The following is a 17,606-nucleotide window of genomic DNA, read 5'->3' as shown; positions in this document are numbered from 1 at the left end:
AAATATAAGTAATATTAAAAAATATCTTCTAAAACAATATTTAAGAGTGAAAATATTGTTAGAAGATATTTTTTTTTGAAAAATTATGTAAAAAAATAATAATGTTTTAGAAAAAAAATCCAAAAAACTATAGACAATTAGAAATATATAAGCTATAATATAAATATAAAATTAAATGAGGCAAAACTAGGGAAACCTAGTCACGCAAAGCTATAGGGGCTAAAGTTTAGTAAACTACGCCAGCCAGTTGCCGAAAAGAGTAAAAATTTCTTTTTGTATATACAAAGATACTCTTGGGTATCTTTTTTATTTTGAAATTTATTACTCCCGGCCTAACTCAAAGGAGGGAATAATATGAAAACAAGTAAAAAGTTATTAATCGCTATAATGTCAATATTCTTAATAAGTTCAGTTCCAGTAAGTGCACATGCAGATAATGTAAATGTACAAAAAAATAAAGAAACACTTAATCAAATAGTGGTTCTTCCAGCTGGAAATTACAATAAAAATGAAGCTAACGCTATGGTAAGTAGATTAGCAAATATAGATGGAAAATATTTAAGTGCTTTAAAACAAGATAATTTAAAAATAAAATTATTAAGTGGAAAGTTAACAGATGAAAAAGAATACGCTTATTTAAAAGGTGTAGTTCCTAAGGGTTGGGAAGGCACTGGAAAAACTTGGGATGATGTTCCTGGTTTAGGTGGAAGTTCAGTAGCTCTTAGAATAGGATTTAGTAACAAAGGTAAAGGTCATGATGCAATAAACTTAGAATTACATGAAACAGCACATGCAGTAGACCATATAGCATTAAATGATATTTCTAAATCAGCACAATTTAAACAAATATTTGCTAAAGAAGGACGTTCTTTAGGTAATGTAAATTACTTAGGTGTATATCCAGAAGAATTCTTCGCAGAAGCATTTGCATATTATTATTTAAATCAAGATACAAATAGTAAATTAAAAGCAGCTTGTCCACAAACTTATAGTTTTTTACAAAACTTAGCTAAATAGAGAATTTAAAAAATTTAAAATAAATATAAATTAAGAGATGCTATTATGATAGCATCTCTTTTATATTTCGTTTAAGACTAATAAATTTGTCTTATGTATGGATTAGATAGATTATAAGTTACTACTCCTTATACAAGGCTTCAATGTGCTTATTATGTGCTTGAGTAATTATCGTAGGTATAATAGAAATTATTGAACCAATTACTATCAACAAAATTCCTATAATCATGTTAATGGGGATAATTTCTTTAAGTATTAATAATGCTAGTATTGGAGAGATTACTGGCTTAAAGAAGAATACTAAAGACGTAAGACTAGTAGATGTAGCCTCCATTGCCATAAAGTAAAGTGCATAACCAACACCTGTGACGAATACAAATACATAAATCATAATAGGCATATTGTGTAAAGTATAGCCACTAAAAATAGGGATATTTGCAAATACATGGAGTTTATTTTTATTTAAAATATCTGCTATAAAATTAATTTTAGTAAGCAAAACTAATATTAACATTTCTAAACTTCCAAATATAAAACTAAAGCAAGTTACAACTATCCCACCAAATTTTAACGTTTTCCTTTTACCAAATACAGTATACATTGAAAAAATGATAGCAGAAGATAATGTCAGGAATATTCCACTAAGAGTTAATTTTGTATGCAATGGATTTATGATAACTATAATTCCAAGCACTTCTAATATAAGTGAAATTACATTGTGCCTATATATTTTTTCCTTTAAAATTAAGTAAGCTAAAAGCATTACAAATACTGGATTACAACTAAACAAAACAGCAACTACAGATGCTTTTGTGTTTAGAACAGCCAGCTGGTACAATGACATACTCACAACTACACACATAAAACCTAGAAATGCAAAGTATTTTAGGTCTGATTTTGTAATAGAAAGATTAAGAGATTTTAATCTTTTTATGGCAAAAGGTAGTAAGACTAAACCACCAACAAAAAATCTTGATAAAGTTATTTGTAAGGGATTAAAGTCATTAGTAACAGTTTTTAGACTAATTTCCATTGAACTAAAAAATAGGGTAGTCAGTATGATATAAACATAACCTTTTTTCAAGTCAAACACCTCCTTGTAATTTATATTAGTACTATAGATTACAATATTCAAGTATATTGGTATAATATGGTATATAAAATATAGTACATAAAATTATAAACTACCTTAGTATAGAATACTTAGATTCTAAACTAAGGTAGTTAATTATTTGAATTACCTTATTTAATTATTTTAAATTATAAAGTTTAGCTAATTTTTCAAATGCTGGCAAAGAGCTTTTAACTTTGTCATAAGACACACAATATGATACTCTAAAGTGGCCTGGACAACCAAAAGAAGAACCTGGTACTAATAATAAATTAAACTGTTTTGCATCATTGCAGAATTTTTTATCATCTTCAATTGGAGCTTTTGGGAATAAATAGAATGTACCACTAGGTTTAACACAAGAAAATCCCATATCTATTAAGCTATTATATAAAAGGTCAAAATTCTTTTTATAAATATTTACATCAACTTCAGCATCTAAACTTCTTGCAATAACTCTTTGGAAAAGAGAAGGAGCATTTACAAATCCAAGTATTCTATTTGCAACATTTAATGAAGACATAACATCATCAAAATCATCCATTTGTCCATTAGCAACAATATATCCAATACGTTCACCAGGTAGAGATAATGATTTACTATAAGAGTATCCTATAAATGAATTTCTATAGTATTTTAGTACACAAGGTACTTTAGCACCATCATAAATTATTTCTCTATATGGTTCATCAGAAATTAGATATATATTTGTATTTAATTCTTTTTGCTTTGAGTTTAATAGTTCTCCAAGGTCTTTTAATAATTCTTCAGAATATATAACACCAGTAGGATTATTTGGAGTATTTATTATTAAAGCTCTTGTTTTTGAAGTAATGGCATTTTTCAACGCATCTAAATCTGGTTCAAAAGTTTCTATATTTGTAGGTACTTCTATTAATTTTCCATCATAGTTCTCTGTATAGTTTTTATACTCACCAAAATATGGAGCAAAAGCAATAACTTCATCATCAGGATTCAAAAGAGTTTTTAAAATAATATTTAGACCACCAGCAGCACCACAAGTCATAATTAAATTTTCTCTTGTAAGGTTTAACCCGTCTTTTTTATTTATATGTTCAGCAATAGCATCTCTTACATCTTCATATCCTGAATTATTCATGTATCCATGAACTAGATTTGGAGATTCTTCATTTAAAATATCATTTATAACTGCTTTAATAGTCTCTGGAGGTTCAACACTTGGATTTCCTATACTAAAATCAAAAACATTTTCTTCTCCATAAATATCAGAAAGTTTTTTTCCTTCTTCAAACATAGCTCTTATAACAGAGCTATTTGCAACTAAAGTTTGCATTTTATTAGATATCATATGTAACACTCCTTTTTATAGATTTATATTGCCTATGTATATAGTACCATATTTTTACAGAATTTAGACAATTTTCGAAAAATTATTTGTTTGAAAATATAAACTTTTATATAAAATATATTTATGTGTGCTAAGTATTAAAAATTCCAGTTTCAACTTAATCATAATTATTTAGCAAAATAGTTTTATAAAAAATTAATAAAAGTTATGTTAATAAAGTAAAATATTCTTGACTAGATTAATTGTTTAATATAATATAGTTGATATAGTCAAATAAATTGAAATTATAGAGGGGAAATTTAAGATGGATTTTAGAAATTTACAGTATGAAAGTTTATCGTATGTTATATGTAATTTACAAAAAAACTTTAAACTTTATTGTGAGAAATGTTTAAAGCCATACAAACTTACGAATGGTTTGTATTTCTATTTAATTTATATCAATAAGAATAGAAACTGCTCTTTAAATGATATTTCAACAGAATTTGAAGTTGACAAAGCGCATACAACAAGAACTATATCTAGATTAGAGCAAGATGGATACATAGAAAAGATCCAAAATCCCAATGACAGCAGAGCTTTTCAGCTGAGAGTAACAGATAAGGGTGAGGAAGTCTTAGGAGATATAAAAAATATATTTTCAAAATGGGATAATAATATAAAAAAAGAATTTTCGGATGAAGAGTATAGAGAATTAGTTAAGAAATTACATATAGTAAAGGATATAAAGACAACAGTGGAGGAAGAATAGGATGTATTGCAATCTTTTAAAGCCAATTAAAATTGGAAATTTGGAATTAAAAAATAGAGTATCATTTGCACCTACAAGTATGAGTCTTAAATTTGAAGAAAAAATTAAAAAACTTTGTGATATTGCCAAATCAGGTGTAGCTCTGATTACTTTGGGAGATGTATCTGTTAGACCTAGCTTTCATAAGATGGCTTTGAGTTTATCAGATGAAGAAGGAGTAATGAAGTATAAGAAAATTGTGGATGAAATACACAATTCTGGTGCAAAGGTATCTGCACAGTTGTTTTGTTCAGATTATGATATTAATTTAATTAAAGATACTATGAAGACAGGAATTACTTCACATGACGATATTAAAAGAATAATGAGTGATGGAGTAAAAGATTACATAACAAATATGCCAAAAGAAGAAATTAAGAATATTATAGATTTGTTTAAAGTAGCAGCATTGAATGCAAAAAAAGCTGGTTTTGATATGATTCAGATTCATGGAGATAGATTGATAGGAAGTTTTTCTTCAAGTATATTTAATAATAGAAACGATGAATATGGTGGTACATGTGATAATAGAAGTAGATTTGCAAGTGAAATAATCAGGAGTATTCGAAATGAGATTAAGGATATTCCAATAGACTACAAACTTGCAATAAGACAAGAAAGCCCTCATTATGGTAATGCAGGAGTGCTACTTTCAGAGGTTGAGTATTTTGTGAAGAAATTTGAATCATCAGGCGTAAATAGTTTTCATGTAACACTTGCAAATCATTCAAAATTAGAAGATACTATACCAACTAAGAATCATCCTTATTTTAAAGATGAAGGATGTTTTTTATATTTGGCTGATGAAGTAAAAAAACATACAAATCTTCCAGTGTGTGGAGTTGGAAAATTATCTAGTCCAGACTTTATAGAAAATATTATCTCAAATGATAGGGTAGATATGGTTTCTATGTCAAGACAATTATTGGCAGATAGTAAGTGGTTACAAAAAGTAAAAGATGGAAGAGTAGAGGATATTAAAAAATGCTGTTATTGTAATAAAAAATGTGCAGATGCATTACAAACACGTTCCCAGTTTGGATGTATATTAGATTAGACTATGTTTATAGAAATTAAAAAACATATTCATAATTAATATGTTTTCGCTAAGATGAGATAAGTGTATAGATAAAGAGGAGGATATATCATGAAAAGTTTAATTTTATATTCAAGTTTAACTGGAAATACTAAAAAAATTGCTTATTCTATATATGATGCAATACAAGGAGAAAAAGACATTAAAAACATAAGTGAATTAGTTGATGAGAGTATTAACTATGAAAATTATGATATAGTATTCCTAGGGTATTGGGTGGATAAAGGAATTTGTGATAAAAATTCAAAACAAGTACTTGAAAATATTCATAACAAAAAGATAGCTCTATTTGGAACAATGGGAGCTAGTACAAAGGGAAGTTATGGTGCTAGTATTATAGAAAAGGTTGAATCAATCGTTTCAAAAGATAATGAAAACTTAGGTTCATTTATATGCCAAGGGAAGATAGCAAAAGAGTTAAAAGTAAAATATGAAGAGCTGTTAAAGCTTCATCCTGAGAATGAGCATATTAGTGAACAGTTAAATAATCATGAAGAGTCTCAAAGTCATCCAGATGAGCAAGAGATAAGTGAAGCTATCATATTTGCAAAAGATGTTATGAGTAAGGTTAATACTATTATGTAATAGTTACACTCTAAGTTTATAGAATCTATAGTCTAATAAAAAAGCATGGCAAATGATTTGTTATGCTTTTTTTTATGAAATCAAAAAAATAATAAAAGTACTTGACTGTAAACCTTGTTTATAGAGTACTTTATAGAAAATAATATAGTTTTAAATATAGAAAAATAGAGTATTGTATGAAAATTTATAGTAGATAAGGAACTTGCTTTTAAGATATCATAAATACTTCTACATAAAAAATGAATGGATATAAAACTAGAGCATAGTTATAGTTTAGCAGAATGGGAAGGAGATGTTTAAAAATGACAATTAAAGAAGTTGAAGAAAAAACAGGATTGGCTCGTTCTAATATTCGTTTTTATGAGAAAGAGTTTTTAATTAAACCAATTCGTAATGAAAATAATGGATATAGGGAATATTCAGAGGAAAATGTGGAGGACATCAAAAAAATTGCATATTTACGTACATTGGGAATTTCTATTGAGGATATCCGTAATATTATATTACAGAAAGTCTCTTTATATGAAGTTCTTGAAAAACAAGAGCAAGTTCTTAAAACTCAAATATCCGATTTAGAAAATGCTAAAAGTATGTGTGAGAAAATGTTAAAGTCTGAGGAATTAACTTATTTAAATTTAAAAGTAGAAGAATACATAAATAAGTTGCCAGAATACTGGAATAAAAACAGACCTATTTTCAAACTAGATTCTGTAAGCTTCTTATATATGTGGGGAGGAAAATTTACATGGGGAGTTATTACTCTTGCATGTTTGCTGATTGCAATAATAGTATTTCCAAAGTTGCCATCCCAGATTCCTGTGCAATGGAATAATGGAGTGGCTAATTATGTAGATAAAAAATTTATTTATGCATATCCTGTTGTTTGTGTTGTGTTTAGATTTCTTTTACGTCCATTTATATGGAGATGGTTACAAATACATACTTTTCATATTGATATTATTGCAGATTATTTAACGAATTTTGTGTGTTTTGTAGCTTTGTCTGTAGAAGTATTCTCTATACTTTTTATATACAATATTGTCGAACATGTTACAGTAATTCTCTTTATAGATGCACTTGTATTTATTGTTCTACTGATAATAGGATGGTATAAACTGTTTAAAAAAAATAATTAAATTTAAAAAGTTAGTAACAAGTGATGATATAAAAAATAGCCACTACAAATTATAGTTTGTAGTGGCTATGATGATATATAATTTTTTATTAACTAAATTAAATATCTACATATTATTTAAAAAAGACAAGAAGTCAATTTTATATATTTTTTTTGGTCTTCCTCTTTGGTTATCAAGTTTTGTATTTACAATAGTAGCAATTCCAGCTTTATATAAGATACTCAATATTCTATTTGCACTTCTAAGGGTTATATTCATATAGTCTGATAGTATTTCTGCTGAGACATTATTTGAATTTCTATCATTAATCATGCACATAATTTTAGATACATTAGTATTAGATAGAGGTATAAAAGAAGCAACCTTATTAGCTAATGAGCTTTCTTCAATATCATGATAATTCTTATTTGAATATAAAGGTCCTATTGTATTATTAGTATCATTTACTATAAAAGTACAGTTTCCACCTAAAGAAGAAGATTTACCATTAGCTTGACGAGCATTCTGTTCTGCATGAATATTTGTATTTCCAATACCCCAACCAATATTTAAGCTATACTTAATTTCTTTTAAATCTTCTGAAATAAAAAAGTCTGTATAATTATTGGTCATATTATTTAACATTTCTTTAGTGGTATGTATCTCTATTTTCATATCATTCTTTTTGACTTGAACACCGTAAAAACCATTTCTTGATAGCGAATCTAAGATAGTGTTATATATTTGGTTTTGTATCTCATCATTTTTAAATATCAAATCTTCATTTATATACTCTGAACTGTTTACTGTAACTATGCAAGTTGCAGATTTATTTTTGTCTAAGTTTTGTAATGTTATTTCGTTTACTAAAGATTTAAATGTATTTAAGATTGATTCTGTAGATGGAACCATATAAATACAATTGTGTCCAAGTTTATTAAGTTCACAACTAATGATGTAATTTCTAGTAAAAGAAAGGTTAATCTTATTATTTTTCAATAAATCCAAGTGTATCTCCAGTAACTTATCATTTAATTTCTTAAAGTCATACACAGGTTGAGGGATTTTAAAATCTTTAATTGTATATGGACATTTATTAGAATCTATTAATGAATAGATATCATAATAATTATTGTCTTCTCTTAAAAAATCCATGAATGATTTTGTAAAATCAATATCTTTATGGCTATTTAATAGCTTAAATAAGTATTTATAAAAATCTCTTTCATCAAGTTTTAAAAAGTTCAATGGTACTTTTATGTCCTTTATGTTTATTACAAGTTCACTATATGGAACTATACCACTACATACAAATCCATCGAAATTGTCTACTTGCTCATTGTATATATTAGGTAAATTACTAAAAGGATTTTCTCCTTTGAGTTCAATAAATGTAATTTCACAAATATTTTTTAGTTCTTTAAGAGCTTGTTTGTACTTGTCTGACATAAAATAAGATGTTGTTAAAAATCCAATTTTATATTTCATAAAACCTCCTTTAAGATTTCGAGAGTATTATAATCAATCAATTTATATCCTCATTTTATAATAGTAGATAAAACGCGTCAATTTATTTTACAAAACGAAAATTGAAAGAAAAATCAGAAAATATAAAAAATACAGAAAAAAATGTTGACTGATAAAAATAATTGTGATATTTTGTATTTAAGGACTAGTCTTTTAAAATTTCCTAAAATAAGCTTAGTTTTAGGAAATAAGTATATTTTATTAAAGAATGAAGGAGATTATTATGAATACATATTTAAATGAGATTTCTGAGTTTGTTGATGAGAATAAAGAAGAAATAGTTTCAATATGGAAAGAGATTGTCAATATGGAAAGCTATACACATTGCAAAGAAAGCGTAAATAAGTTGGCTGATAGATTAAAGCTTGAGTTTGAAAAGGAAGGTTTAGATTGTGAGCTAGTGGATGTTGGAGATAATGGTAGCACACTTATAGGAACACTTGGTTCTAATATAGATAAAAAGCCAATAATTTTTTCAGGACATATGGACACTGTGTTTGAAACAGGTACATTTGGTAAAAATCCATTTAAAATAATAGAGGGAAAAGCATATGGACCAGGTGTCTTAGATATGAAAGGTGGAATAATAATTGCTTTATATGTTATCAAAGCTTTAAATAAAATAGGGTATAAAGAAAGACCAATAAAAATAGTATTTTCTGGGGATGAAGAGATAGGACATAAGGATTCAACTGGTGGGGAAGTTATATTAAAAGAAGCAAAAGGTGGTCTTTGTGCTTTTAATATGGAAACTGGATTAGTAGACAATAGCTTGTGTGTAGGTAGAAAAGGAAGAATAGGATGTAATATACATGTAAAAGGTGTAGAGACACATGCAGGTAATGACTTTGAAGGTGGAAGAAATGCCATAGAAGAAATGGCAAATAAGATATTATGCATACAGAAATTGACCAATCTTGAGGTTGGAACTACAGCAAGTGTAAGTGTAATTAAAGGAGGAAGAGTGTCAAACTCTATTCCAGAAGATTGTAATATAGAAGTAGACCTTAGATTTGAAAAAGTGGAAGAAATGGAGAATGTTAAAGAAAGAATTAGAGAAATATGTAAAGAAACTTATATAGATGGAACTTCTACAGAAGTTGACTTTATAAGCGAAATGATGGCATTTGAGACTACAGAAGATGTTATGAGATTTCATAAATTTGTAAATACAGTATCTAAAGAAAATGGGTTTGGAGAATTAAATGCTAAGAGACTTGGAGGTAGTTCAGATGCTAGTTATTTGACAATTGCAAACGTTCCCACAATCTGCTCTTTTGGTGTAAGAGGAGAATGGAATCATACATCAAGAGAATACGCATTAGTAAATTCGATGTTTGAGAGGGTGAAATTAATTTCTACAATTATTTTAAATTTAGATAAATTTGAGGTATAAAGGGGGATTTTATATGGATAAAACAACTGGAGATAATAAGGTAACATGGAAAGGGTATCTGTCTTTATTTATATTGATAGTATTATTTTCAGGAATATTTAAGGATAGTCAAGGATTTCTTAAAGCACTAGATTTTGCAAATCTTACAGGTTCATTTGGTACTATCTCAGATGGTGTAGATTTTATGGGGAAAGGAGGAACTGGAGCAAAAGATGGATTCTTATTTGCACTGACTTTAATACCAACTGTCTGTTTTGCTGTAGGTCTTATAGATGTAGTTGAATCTATGGGAGGAATGAAAGCAGCATCAAAAATATTCAATCCATTACTTAGACCTATACTTGGTATACCTGGTATAGCAGGTATAGCATTTGTATCTTCATTTACTAGTTCAGATGTTGCTTCAATAATGACAAAAGAATTGTATGAAAGTGGAGAAATAACTGATGATGAAAGAACTATATTTGTAGCATATCAATATGCTGGTTCAGCTGTTATATTAAACACAATAAATACTCAAGCTCCACTTTTACCAATAGCATTATTGGCATTAGGCCCAATAATCCTTATAGAGATATTCTGTAAGATACTTGGTGCCAATCTAGTTAGATTAATTATAAGTATAAAAAATAAAAAGACTAAGACTAAGGAGGCTGTGTAGTATGAGTCAACAAACTAATGGAAATGCAATTGTAAATAGTAAACCTAAGAAAACTGCTGTTGAAACATTTATGGGGGGAGCAAAAAAAGGTTTCTACATAGGTGTTGAACAAATATTACCAGCTATGATAATGGGTTATGTAATAGTACAGTTTTTACAATTAACTGGACTAGTTGATATTTTAGGAAGTGTTTTTGGACCAGTAATGGGTATTTTTGGACTACCTGGAGAATCAGTTGTAGTTTTGATAGCAGCGTTCTTTGCTAAGGCAGCAGGAGCAGCTACAGCAGCAAACTTATTTGCACAAGGTCTAATTACTGCACCACAAGCAACTATATTAATTATGCCATGTATGTTAATGGGTACTCTAGTTGGTCATTATGCAAGAATAGTACTTGTAGCAAATGCTAGTACTAAGTATAGAGTGTTATTGCTGGCAGTTCCAATATTTGATGCAGTAGTGGGAATGTTGATAGTAAGAGTTTTACTTACTGTTATGGGATTAATGTAGATAAAATAAAATTATAACCTAATTATAAAGTATGTATGAGAATCTATATATGCAGAAATTGACAAATATAGTAATTATATACTAATTAAAAAAGAAGAGGTTATCTCAAAATAGAGATAAACCTCTTCTTCATTGTTGAAATGATGAAAACATATTTTCTTTTTACATTTTTAATGTCAATATTATAATAAATACATTTTGAAATTAATATAAATATGTTTTTAAAGTAGAATTTGTTGTGAATTTCCACGTATATCCACTTTGATAACTTTTTCTATTGTATCTCCTCTAAAACCTAACAAATTACTTGTCAAGTTTGCAGTAGAACAAGAATGATTAGGTATGATTCTTATTCTATCACCAATTTTTATATTAGTTTCACCATTTACTTTAATTTTTCCAACTTCTTCTGAAAGTGAATCAATAGTAAGTTCTGGATGTCCACAAACTCTGCCATAGCCAACAATACTACTATTTCCATGTGCACCTTTATCAAGTCCAAGACACTTGCTTCCACAATCTACTAAATAATATCCACTGCTATTTTTTGAGATTACAGTGCACATAACAGTAAGAGCACACATATCTTCAGTAGCACAACCTAGACCTATTTGTATAGCATCGTAGTATACATAGTTTCCAGGTCTTACAGCAGTTATAGTTTTAGAAGCAGCTTCAGCTTCAACTGTTGGAGTACTACCAGAAGCTACAATTTCTACATTGAATCCATTATCAGTTAAAGCCTTGCATGCTTTCTCTAAAGAAGAATCTTCTTGAATACACACATCTGGAACTCCTTCTGGGGAACTACAGCCATAGACTTGTCCTGGATGTGAGCTTATACCAACGATTTTTATGTTTTCTAGTTTTGAAATTGCAGTAGCAAGTTCAACTACTTTTTCTGGCTCAATTCCAAAACGATGTAAGCCACAATCTACGATGATAAGTAATTTACATTCAACTTTAGCCTTAGAAAAAGCTTCACTGTAAGCTTTAGCACACTCTAGATTATCTGTAGCACATATTAAATTTATTTTTGATGCCATAGATAAGATTCTATTTATATTTGCATCTCCCATGTAAGGGTAAGCCAACATAATATCTTCAAAGCCAGATTTCATTAAACATTCAGCCTCATCAAGTGTTCCAACTAGAAATCCAGTGGCTCCTGCATCTTTTTGAAGTTTTGCAATATAGGTACTTTTATGCGTCTTAAGCATAGGCCAAAGTTGCTTATTATTCTTTGAACAAATTTGTTGAACTGTATCAATATTCTTTTCTAACTGGTCTAAATCTAGTAAAAAACTTGGAGTAGCAATTTCTGAAATTTTCATGTCATTTACCACCTTTCAACAAAAGTAAAATTAACTATAAGTATTAAAGTCATTATGTTAAAATAATAGCTTTACAATATTAATAGCTTATAATTATATTATAGAACCAGTATTAAGTGAGAGCAATGTTTATTTAGACTAATTGGAATTTTCAATAAATTATTGTGTTTTTAAATTATTTATATAATAATTTTTAAAATTAATGCCAACTTTATTTAAATTTGTTTTAGGAAATATTAATAGGGTATCATTGAATGAGTAAAAAAGTGATATTTACATAGAATAATCACACTATAAATATTGGAGGTATTAAATATGAGAAAAGTAGTACTTTACATTGCAATGAGTTTAGATGGATATATAGCTGAGGAAAATGGTAGTGTAGGTTTTTTAGATGAGATATATCCAGATTTTCAACAGGAGGAAGATTATAATACTTTCTACAATACAATTGATACTATCATTATGGGAAATTCAACATATACACAGATTGTAAATGAACTTAGTCCTACTCAGTGGTATTATAAAGGTAAAGAATGTTATGTATACTCAAATACAGTTAATGGAACAACTGAAAATGTAAAGTATACAAATTTAGAACCCCAAAAACTAATTGAGCAACTTGGGAAAGAGAATAATAAAAAAGATATTTGGATAGTTGGAGGAAGTGACATAGTAAAATTATTTATGAAAGATAATCTAATTGATGATTATTATATCTATATAATGCCAATAATATTGGGTAAAGGGATTCCACTGTTTAAATCTGGTATAAACAAGACGAATTTAAATTTTAAGAGACTTAGTAATATTGGAGAACTTGTAAAATTAGAGTACAGTAAAAAATAAGAATAAAGTATATGCCAATTTGTTATAACTTTATGAAATAAAGCATTTAAAAGACTTTTGGCTAGATGAATTGACATTACTTGCCAAATGTGTTAACATATAAGCGACTTGTCGGAGGGTGTATTAAAAAGAATATGCTGGAGAAGAGAGTGCGTTAACTCTTTTCTCCTTTTTTTATAAAATTAAGTATTTATAAATTTGGTATTATTATGTAATTACACTACCTCAAAAACTAAGAAAGGAGAAAAATATGAAATTAATTTTAAGTTATTTAAAGAATTATAAGTTGTTAATAGTATTAAATATACTGGCTATATTTAGTTTTGCATTAGTTGAATTGGGTATTCCAACAATAATAGCTAAAATAATTGATAATGGTATAGCAAATCAAAATATAGCTTACATAAAACAAATGGGAATAGTGATTGTTATTATTTCTGTTATAGGAGTTGTGGGTAGTATATTGTTGGGTTATTGTTCTGCAAAGGTGTCAACAAGTGTAACTAGAGATATAAGAAATGACATATTTAAAAAATCACAAGAATTTTCACATACTGAATATAATAAGTTTGGAGTTTCTTCAATGATTACAAGAACGACAAACGATGCATTTCAAATTCAGCAATTTGTGAATATACTACTAAGAACCGCTTTATTAACACCAGTCATGTTTATTATAAGTATAATAATGACTATTAGAACAAGTGTAGAACTTTCAATGGTATTAGCTATATCAGTACCTTTTATAATTATTGGGGTAGCAATAATAGCAAAGGTATCTCAAGCTATATCTTTAAAACAACAAAAAGGATTGGATAAATTAAACCTTATATCAAGGGAAAATTTAACAGGAATAAGAGTAATTAGAGCTTTTGGAAATGATGATTATGAAACAGAAAGGTTTGAAAAAACAAATACATATTATGCTAATGTTTCTAAAAAATTATTCAAGCTTATGTCAATCACTCAACCAGCATTCTTTTTACTATTAAATATAGCCGTTTTGGTTGTATTTTGGATTTCAAGTGAAAAGATAAATATTGGAGAACTTCAAGTTGGACAATTGGTTGCATTTTTGGAATATCTTTTTCATGCTATGTTTTCAATTATGCTTTTCTCGATGGTATTTATTATGTATCCAAGAGCAGAAGTGTCTGCAAATAGAATAAAGGAACTTTTAAATGAGGAACCACTTATAAAAAATCCTGAAAATGGAATCAAAGATACTGAAAATAAAGGCATTATAGAATTTGATGATGTAACTTTTACTTATCCAGATGGAGAGGCCTCAGTACTTAAGGATATTTCATTTACTGCAAAAACAGGTGAAACAGTTGCTTTTATAGGAAGTACTGGTAGTGGAAAAAGTACTCTTATTAACTTAATACCTAGATTTTATGATGTTACAGAAGGTAGCATTAAGATAAATGGAGTAGATATAAGAGAATATGATTTGAAGGCTTTAAGAAAGAAGATAGGATTTATACCTCAAAAATCATTACTATTTACTGGTAGTATAGCAAACAATATTAGATTTGGTAAACATAAGGCAGGAGAATCAGAACTAGAATATTCAGCAAAAGTTGCGCAAGCATATGAATTTATATCAAAAAAACCTAGAAAATTCGATGAATTAATTAGTGAAGGTGGAGCAAATGTATCAGGAGGTCAAAAACAGAGACTTTCTATTGCAAGAGCTATTATAAGAAGACCTGAAATATATATTTTTGATGATAGTTTTTCTGCACTTGATTTTAAAACTGATGCAATACTTCGTTCTAAGTTAAAGAAAGAAACAAAAGAGGCAATTGTATTGATTGTTGCACAGAGAATCAGTTCTATTATTGATGCTGATAAGATTATAGTACTCAATGAAGGGCAAGTTGTCGGAATGGGAACTCATAAGGAACTATTAAAGAATTGTGAAATATACTATGAAATTGCAACATCTCAGTTGAAAAAGGAGGAATTGGAATAATGAAAAAGTCTAAAGGTTTTAAAAAAACAATTGGTAGACTTCTTCCATTTGTAAAACGATATAAATTTTCCTTTATTATAGCTATTATATGTATAATTTCAGCAGCCACTATGAATGCAATTGCTCCTAAAACAGAGGGATTAATAATAACACAATTAACTAAAGACGTAATTCGTATAGCGAAAGGAATACCTGGAGCATCTGTAAATTTTAATTATGTAATAAAAATATTGGTGCTTTTAGCATGTATATATGTTGCCAATGCAATTTTCACTTATGTTTCAAGTTTTTTACTTACAAATGCTATCCAAAATACGATGAGAGATTTAAGAAATGAAGTAGAAAATAAGATAAGAAGATTGCCAATTAGTTACTTTGATAGTAATAGCTTTGGAGATGTATTAAGCCGTATATCAAACGATGTAGATACAATATCAAATGCCCTACAACAGAGCTTCATGCAAATTGTAAATTCAATCTTAGTAATAATCTTAGCACTTTCAATGATGTTTACAATTAACACATATATGGCAATTATAGCCCTTTTTATAATTCCAATTAGTTATTTTGTATCCAAGTTTATAGTAAAAAAATCACAAAATAGGTTTTCATTACAACAAAATGCTCTTGGAAAATTAAATGGAAAAGTACAAGAAATGTATACTGGGTTTAATGAGATAAAATTATATGGAAAAGAAGAAGACTCTATAAAAGAATTTAAAAAAGTAAATCAAGAACTTTGTGAAAATGGATTTAAGGCGCAATTTATATCAAGTATGATGAATCCAATGGTTTCATTAGTAACTTATTTTGGAATTGCAGCAGTAGCAGTTGTTGGTTCTATATATGCAGTAAGTGGAGGAATAACAGTCGGAAATTTACAGGCATTTGTACGTTACATATGGCAGATAAATCAGCCTCTTTCACAAATGACACAATTGTCCACTGTAATACAATCTTCTTTTGCAGCAATAGAGCGTGTGTTTGAAATCTTGGATGAAGAAGAGGAAATACCTGATGCTGAAAATTCAATTAAGATAGAAGATGTAAAAGGTAATGTTACATTTGAGCATGTCAATTTTGGTTATGGAGAAGATGCAACCTTAATAGAAGATTTAAATGCAGAAATAAAAAGTGGTCAGATGGTAGCTATTGTTGGACCTACTGGAGCAGGTAAAACAACATTAATAAACTTATTGATGAGGTTTTATGATGTTAAGAAGGGGGCTATTAAAATTGATGGGGTAGATATAAGGGATATGAAACGTAAAGATTTACGTTCGATGTTTGGTATGGTACTTCAAGATACATGGCTATTTAATGGAACCATTTTTGAAAATATAGAATATGGTAGATTTGGAGCTACTAAAGAAGAAATTATACAAGCGGCAAAAGTAGCAAATGTGCATCATTTTATAACTACTCTTCCAGATGGATATAATATGTTCTTAAATGAAGAAGCATCTAATATATCTTTGGGAGAAAAACAGCTTTTAACCATAGCTAGAGCTTTTATATCAGACCCTTCAATATTGATACTTGATGAAGCTACTAGTTCTGTTGATACTAGATTAGAACTTATGCTTCAAAAAGCAATGAGAAATCTTATGAATGGTAGAACTAGTTTTGTTATAGCACATAGACTTTCTACGATTCGTAATGCTGACTTGATTTTAGTTATGAATAATGGAAGTATTATAGAGCAGGGGAATCATGAAGAACTTATGGAAAAAGGTGGATTTTATGAGAAGCTTTATAATAGTCAATTTGCAGATACAGAATCTTAATAGATAGCATAAAAATTTTTATAGAATTTTGTAATAAATTTAAATATTAATAATATAATTAAAAAGAGTATCAGTAAGTTATTTTTGTAAATTTACTGATACTCTTTGGTTTTAAGACTAAAGGTACTTATAATTCACAACTAGTCTTGCTACATCTGATAACCAGAATTACAGTACTTTTCTTTTTTACCTTTTTGTTCTCTGACATATAATAATTCGCTTAACTTATCAATGTAATAACAATCATCACTTATGCGAATTAAACTAGTCAGATAATAACCATCTTTACTTCTAGGAATCTTTTTATTTATTGCTAAATCAATAGCTGTCTTTGCTGCTTCAAAATGCTTTAAATGTGTGTGACCTTCTTCAAAACTCTTTCTAGTATTATAAACTACATAACCTTTTTTTACTTGAAAAACTATAAATTCTTTCTTTTCATATATTTTATTAAACATTCAATCAGCCCTTCTCAAGATAGTTTTATAGCATAACATTAGAAGCTCCTAAAAAATTTTA

16 protein-coding genes and 1 riboswitch are annotated in these 17,606 nt (G+C 28.2%); of the genes, 11 read left to right on the top strand and 5 right to left on the bottom strand.

The genetic code is table 11. The annotated features are described in order from the left end of the window. Positions 1 to 169 precede the first annotated feature (169 nt). Positions 170 to 255: riboswitch (cyclic di-GMP riboswitch) on the top strand. Positions 256 to 354: 99 nt separating this feature from the next. After that, positions 355 to 1,017 (top strand): anthrax toxin lethal factor-related metalloendopeptidase, encoded by a 663-nt coding sequence (locus Q3287_RS06460; RefSeq protein WP_054271401.1) that lies wholly within the window; start codon positions 355 to 357, stop codon positions 1,015 to 1,017. Positions 1,018 to 1,138: 121 nt separating this feature from the next. On the opposite strand, the gene Q3287_RS06455 is transcribed toward Q3287_RS06460, so the two are convergent. Together Q3287_RS06455 and Q3287_RS06450 are read right to left on the bottom strand one after the other, a co-directional pair. Further along, on the bottom strand, positions 1,139 to 2,101 hold the full coding sequence (locus tag Q3287_RS06455) for a DMT family transporter (RefSeq protein WP_407963712.1): 963 nt from the start codon (positions 2,099 to 2,101) through the stop codon (positions 1,139 to 1,141). Between the two features lie 166 nt (positions 2,102 to 2,267). Continuing rightward, the gene (locus tag Q3287_RS06450) at positions 2,268 to 3,458 is read right to left on the bottom strand and encodes a pyridoxal phosphate-dependent aminotransferase (RefSeq protein WP_054271399.1); all 1,191 of its coding nucleotides are present in this window, start codon (positions 3,456 to 3,458) and stop codon (positions 2,268 to 2,270) included. Between the two features lie 304 nt (positions 3,459 to 3,762). Here Q3287_RS06450 and bilQ point away from each other — a divergent pair, with 304 nt between their 5' ends. The 4 genes from bilQ (at position 3,763) to Q3287_RS06430 (ending at position 7,065) form a co-directional block, all read left to right on the top strand. Further along, complete coding sequence (gene bilQ / locus Q3287_RS06445) at positions 3,763 to 4,209, top strand: bilirubin utilization transcriptional regulator BilQ (RefSeq protein WP_054271398.1); 447 nt, start codon at positions 3,763 to 3,765, stop codon at positions 4,207 to 4,209. Between the two features lies 1 nt (position 4,210). Continuing rightward, the gene (gene bilR, locus Q3287_RS06440) at positions 4,211 to 5,305 is read left to right on the top strand and encodes a bilirubin reductase (RefSeq protein ID WP_407963711.1); all 1,095 of its coding nucleotides are present in this window, start codon (positions 4,211 to 4,213) and stop codon (positions 5,303 to 5,305) included. A gap of 90 nt (positions 5,306 to 5,395) precedes the next feature. Beyond that, the gene (gene bilS / locus Q3287_RS06435) at positions 5,396 to 5,929 is read left to right on the top strand and encodes a flavodoxin family protein BilS (protein WP_407963710.1); all 534 of its coding nucleotides are present in this window, start codon (positions 5,396 to 5,398) and stop codon (positions 5,927 to 5,929) included. Between the two features lie 302 nt (positions 5,930 to 6,231). Continuing rightward, positions 6,232 to 7,065 carry a MerR family transcriptional regulator gene (locus Q3287_RS06430; protein WP_407963709.1) on the top strand — a complete coding sequence of 278 codons (834 nt, stop codon included), beginning with the start codon at positions 6,232 to 6,234 and terminating at the stop codon, positions 7,063 to 7,065. A gap of 105 nt (positions 7,066 to 7,170) precedes the next feature. Here Q3287_RS06430 and Q3287_RS06425 read toward each other — a convergent pair whose 3' ends face one another. Continuing rightward, positions 7,171 to 8,532, bottom strand: a complete 1,362-nt coding sequence (locus Q3287_RS06425; protein WP_407963708.1) for a hypothetical protein — start codon at positions 8,530 to 8,532, stop codon at positions 7,171 to 7,173. Positions 8,533 to 8,794: 262 nt separating this feature from the next. Here Q3287_RS06425 and Q3287_RS06420 point away from each other — a divergent pair, with 262 nt between their 5' ends. From Q3287_RS06420 to Q3287_RS06410, 3 genes are read left to right on the top strand one after another with little or no spacing between them, the layout of a single operon-like run. After that, a complete protein-coding gene (locus tag Q3287_RS06420; RefSeq protein ID WP_074180148.1) occupies positions 8,795 to 9,967 on the top strand; it encodes a M20 family metallopeptidase in 1,173 nt (390 codons plus the stop codon). 13 nt (positions 9,968 to 9,980) lie between these two features. Then, positions 9,981 to 10,628 carry a nucleoside recognition domain-containing protein gene (locus Q3287_RS06415; RefSeq protein ID WP_054271393.1) on the top strand — a complete coding sequence of 216 codons (648 nt, stop codon included), beginning with the start codon at positions 9,981 to 9,983 and terminating at the stop codon, positions 10,626 to 10,628. Between the two features lies 1 nt (position 10,629). After that, positions 10,630 to 11,139 (top strand): nucleoside recognition domain-containing protein, encoded by a 510-nt coding sequence (locus Q3287_RS06410; RefSeq protein ID WP_054271392.1) that lies wholly within the window; start codon positions 10,630 to 10,632, stop codon positions 11,137 to 11,139. 221 nt (positions 11,140 to 11,360) lie between these two features. Here the strand turns inward: Q3287_RS06410 and Q3287_RS06405 are convergent, their stop codons facing one another. Continuing rightward, positions 11,361 to 12,473, bottom strand: a complete 1,113-nt coding sequence (locus Q3287_RS06405) for an alanine racemase (protein WP_054271391.1) — start codon at positions 12,471 to 12,473, stop codon at positions 11,361 to 11,363. 315 nt (positions 12,474 to 12,788) lie between these two features. On the opposite strand from Q3287_RS06405, the gene Q3287_RS06400 reads away from it, so the two are divergent. The 3 genes from Q3287_RS06400 to Q3287_RS06390 all read left to right on the top strand — a co-directional run bounded on the left by Q3287_RS06400 (position 12,789) and on the right by Q3287_RS06390 (position 17,087). Continuing rightward, entirely contained in the window at positions 12,789 to 13,322 is a 534-nt protein-coding gene (locus tag Q3287_RS06400) for a dihydrofolate reductase family protein (protein ID WP_054277395.1), read from the top strand. 250 nt (positions 13,323 to 13,572) lie between these two features. Beyond that, positions 13,573 to 15,300: an ABC transporter ATP-binding protein gene (locus Q3287_RS06395; RefSeq protein ID WP_223152613.1), complete on the top strand. Its 1,728-nt coding sequence runs from the start codon at positions 13,573 to 13,575 to the stop codon at positions 15,298 to 15,300. Beyond that, positions 15,300 to 17,087 carry an ABC transporter ATP-binding protein gene (locus Q3287_RS06390; RefSeq protein ID WP_407963707.1) on the top strand — a complete coding sequence of 596 codons (1,788 nt, stop codon included), beginning with the start codon at positions 15,300 to 15,302 and terminating at the stop codon, positions 17,085 to 17,087. Before Q3287_RS06395 ends, Q3287_RS06390 begins: the two co-directional genes overlap by 1 nt. Positions 17,088 to 17,236: 149 nt before the next feature. Here the strand turns inward: Q3287_RS06390 and Q3287_RS06385 are convergent, their stop codons facing one another. Beyond that, positions 17,237 to 17,545 carry a hypothetical protein gene (locus Q3287_RS06385; RefSeq protein ID WP_021385744.1) on the bottom strand — a complete coding sequence of 103 codons (309 nt, stop codon included), beginning with the start codon at positions 17,543 to 17,545 and terminating at the stop codon, positions 17,237 to 17,239. Positions 17,546 to 17,606: the final 61 nt, after the last annotated feature.

This window comes from Clostridioides sp. GD02404, assembly GCF_045898275.1.
In the GTDB taxonomy this organism is placed as follows: Bacteria; Bacillota; Clostridia; order Peptostreptococcales; family Peptostreptococcaceae; genus Clostridioides; species Clostridioides difficile_A.
This window is presented reverse-complemented; position numbering and strand designations above follow the sequence as displayed.

Excerpts from the sequence above, each read along its gene's own strand:
- Q3287_RS06460 (WP_054271401.1), top strand. The coding sequence starts at position 355 with ATGAAAACAAGTAAAAAGTTATTAATCGCTATAATGTCAATATTCTTA.
- Q3287_RS06450 (WP_054271399.1), bottom strand. The coding sequence starts at position 3,458 with ATGATATCTAATAAAATGCAAACTTTAGTTGCAAATAGCTCTGTTATA.
- bilQ (WP_054271398.1), top strand. The coding sequence starts at position 3,763 with ATGGATTTTAGAAATTTACAGTATGAAAGTTTATCGTATGTTATATGT.
- bilR (WP_407963711.1), top strand. The coding sequence starts at position 4,211 with ATGTATTGCAATCTTTTAAAGCCAATTAAAATTGGAAATTTGGAATTA.
- bilS (WP_407963710.1), top strand. The coding sequence starts at position 5,396 with ATGAAAAGTTTAATTTTATATTCAAGTTTAACTGGAAATACTAAAAAA.
- Q3287_RS06430 (WP_407963709.1), top strand. The coding sequence starts at position 6,232 with ATGACAATTAAAGAAGTTGAAGAAAAAACAGGATTGGCTCGTTCTAAT.
- Q3287_RS06425 (WP_407963708.1), bottom strand. The coding sequence starts at position 8,532 with ATGAAATATAAAATTGGATTTTTAACAACATCTTATTTTATGTCAGAC.
- Q3287_RS06420 (WP_074180148.1), top strand. The coding sequence starts at position 8,795 with ATGAATACATATTTAAATGAGATTTCTGAGTTTGTTGATGAGAATAAA.
- Q3287_RS06415 (WP_054271393.1), top strand. The coding sequence starts at position 9,981 with ATGGATAAAACAACTGGAGATAATAAGGTAACATGGAAAGGGTATCTG.
- Q3287_RS06410 (WP_054271392.1), top strand. The coding sequence starts at position 10,630 with ATGAGTCAACAAACTAATGGAAATGCAATTGTAAATAGTAAACCTAAG.
- Q3287_RS06405 (WP_054271391.1), bottom strand. The coding sequence starts at position 12,473 with ATGAAAATTTCAGAAATTGCTACTCCAAGTTTTTTACTAGATTTAGAC.
- Q3287_RS06400 (WP_054277395.1), top strand. The coding sequence starts at position 12,789 with ATGAGAAAAGTAGTACTTTACATTGCAATGAGTTTAGATGGATATATA.
- Q3287_RS06395 (WP_223152613.1), top strand. The coding sequence starts at position 13,573 with ATGAAATTAATTTTAAGTTATTTAAAGAATTATAAGTTGTTAATAGTA.
- Q3287_RS06390 (WP_407963707.1), top strand. The coding sequence starts at position 15,300 with ATGAAAAAGTCTAAAGGTTTTAAAAAAACAATTGGTAGACTTCTTCCA.
- Q3287_RS06385 (WP_021385744.1), bottom strand. The coding sequence starts at position 17,545 with ATGTTTAATAAAATATATGAAAAGAAAGAATTTATAGTTTTTCAAGTA.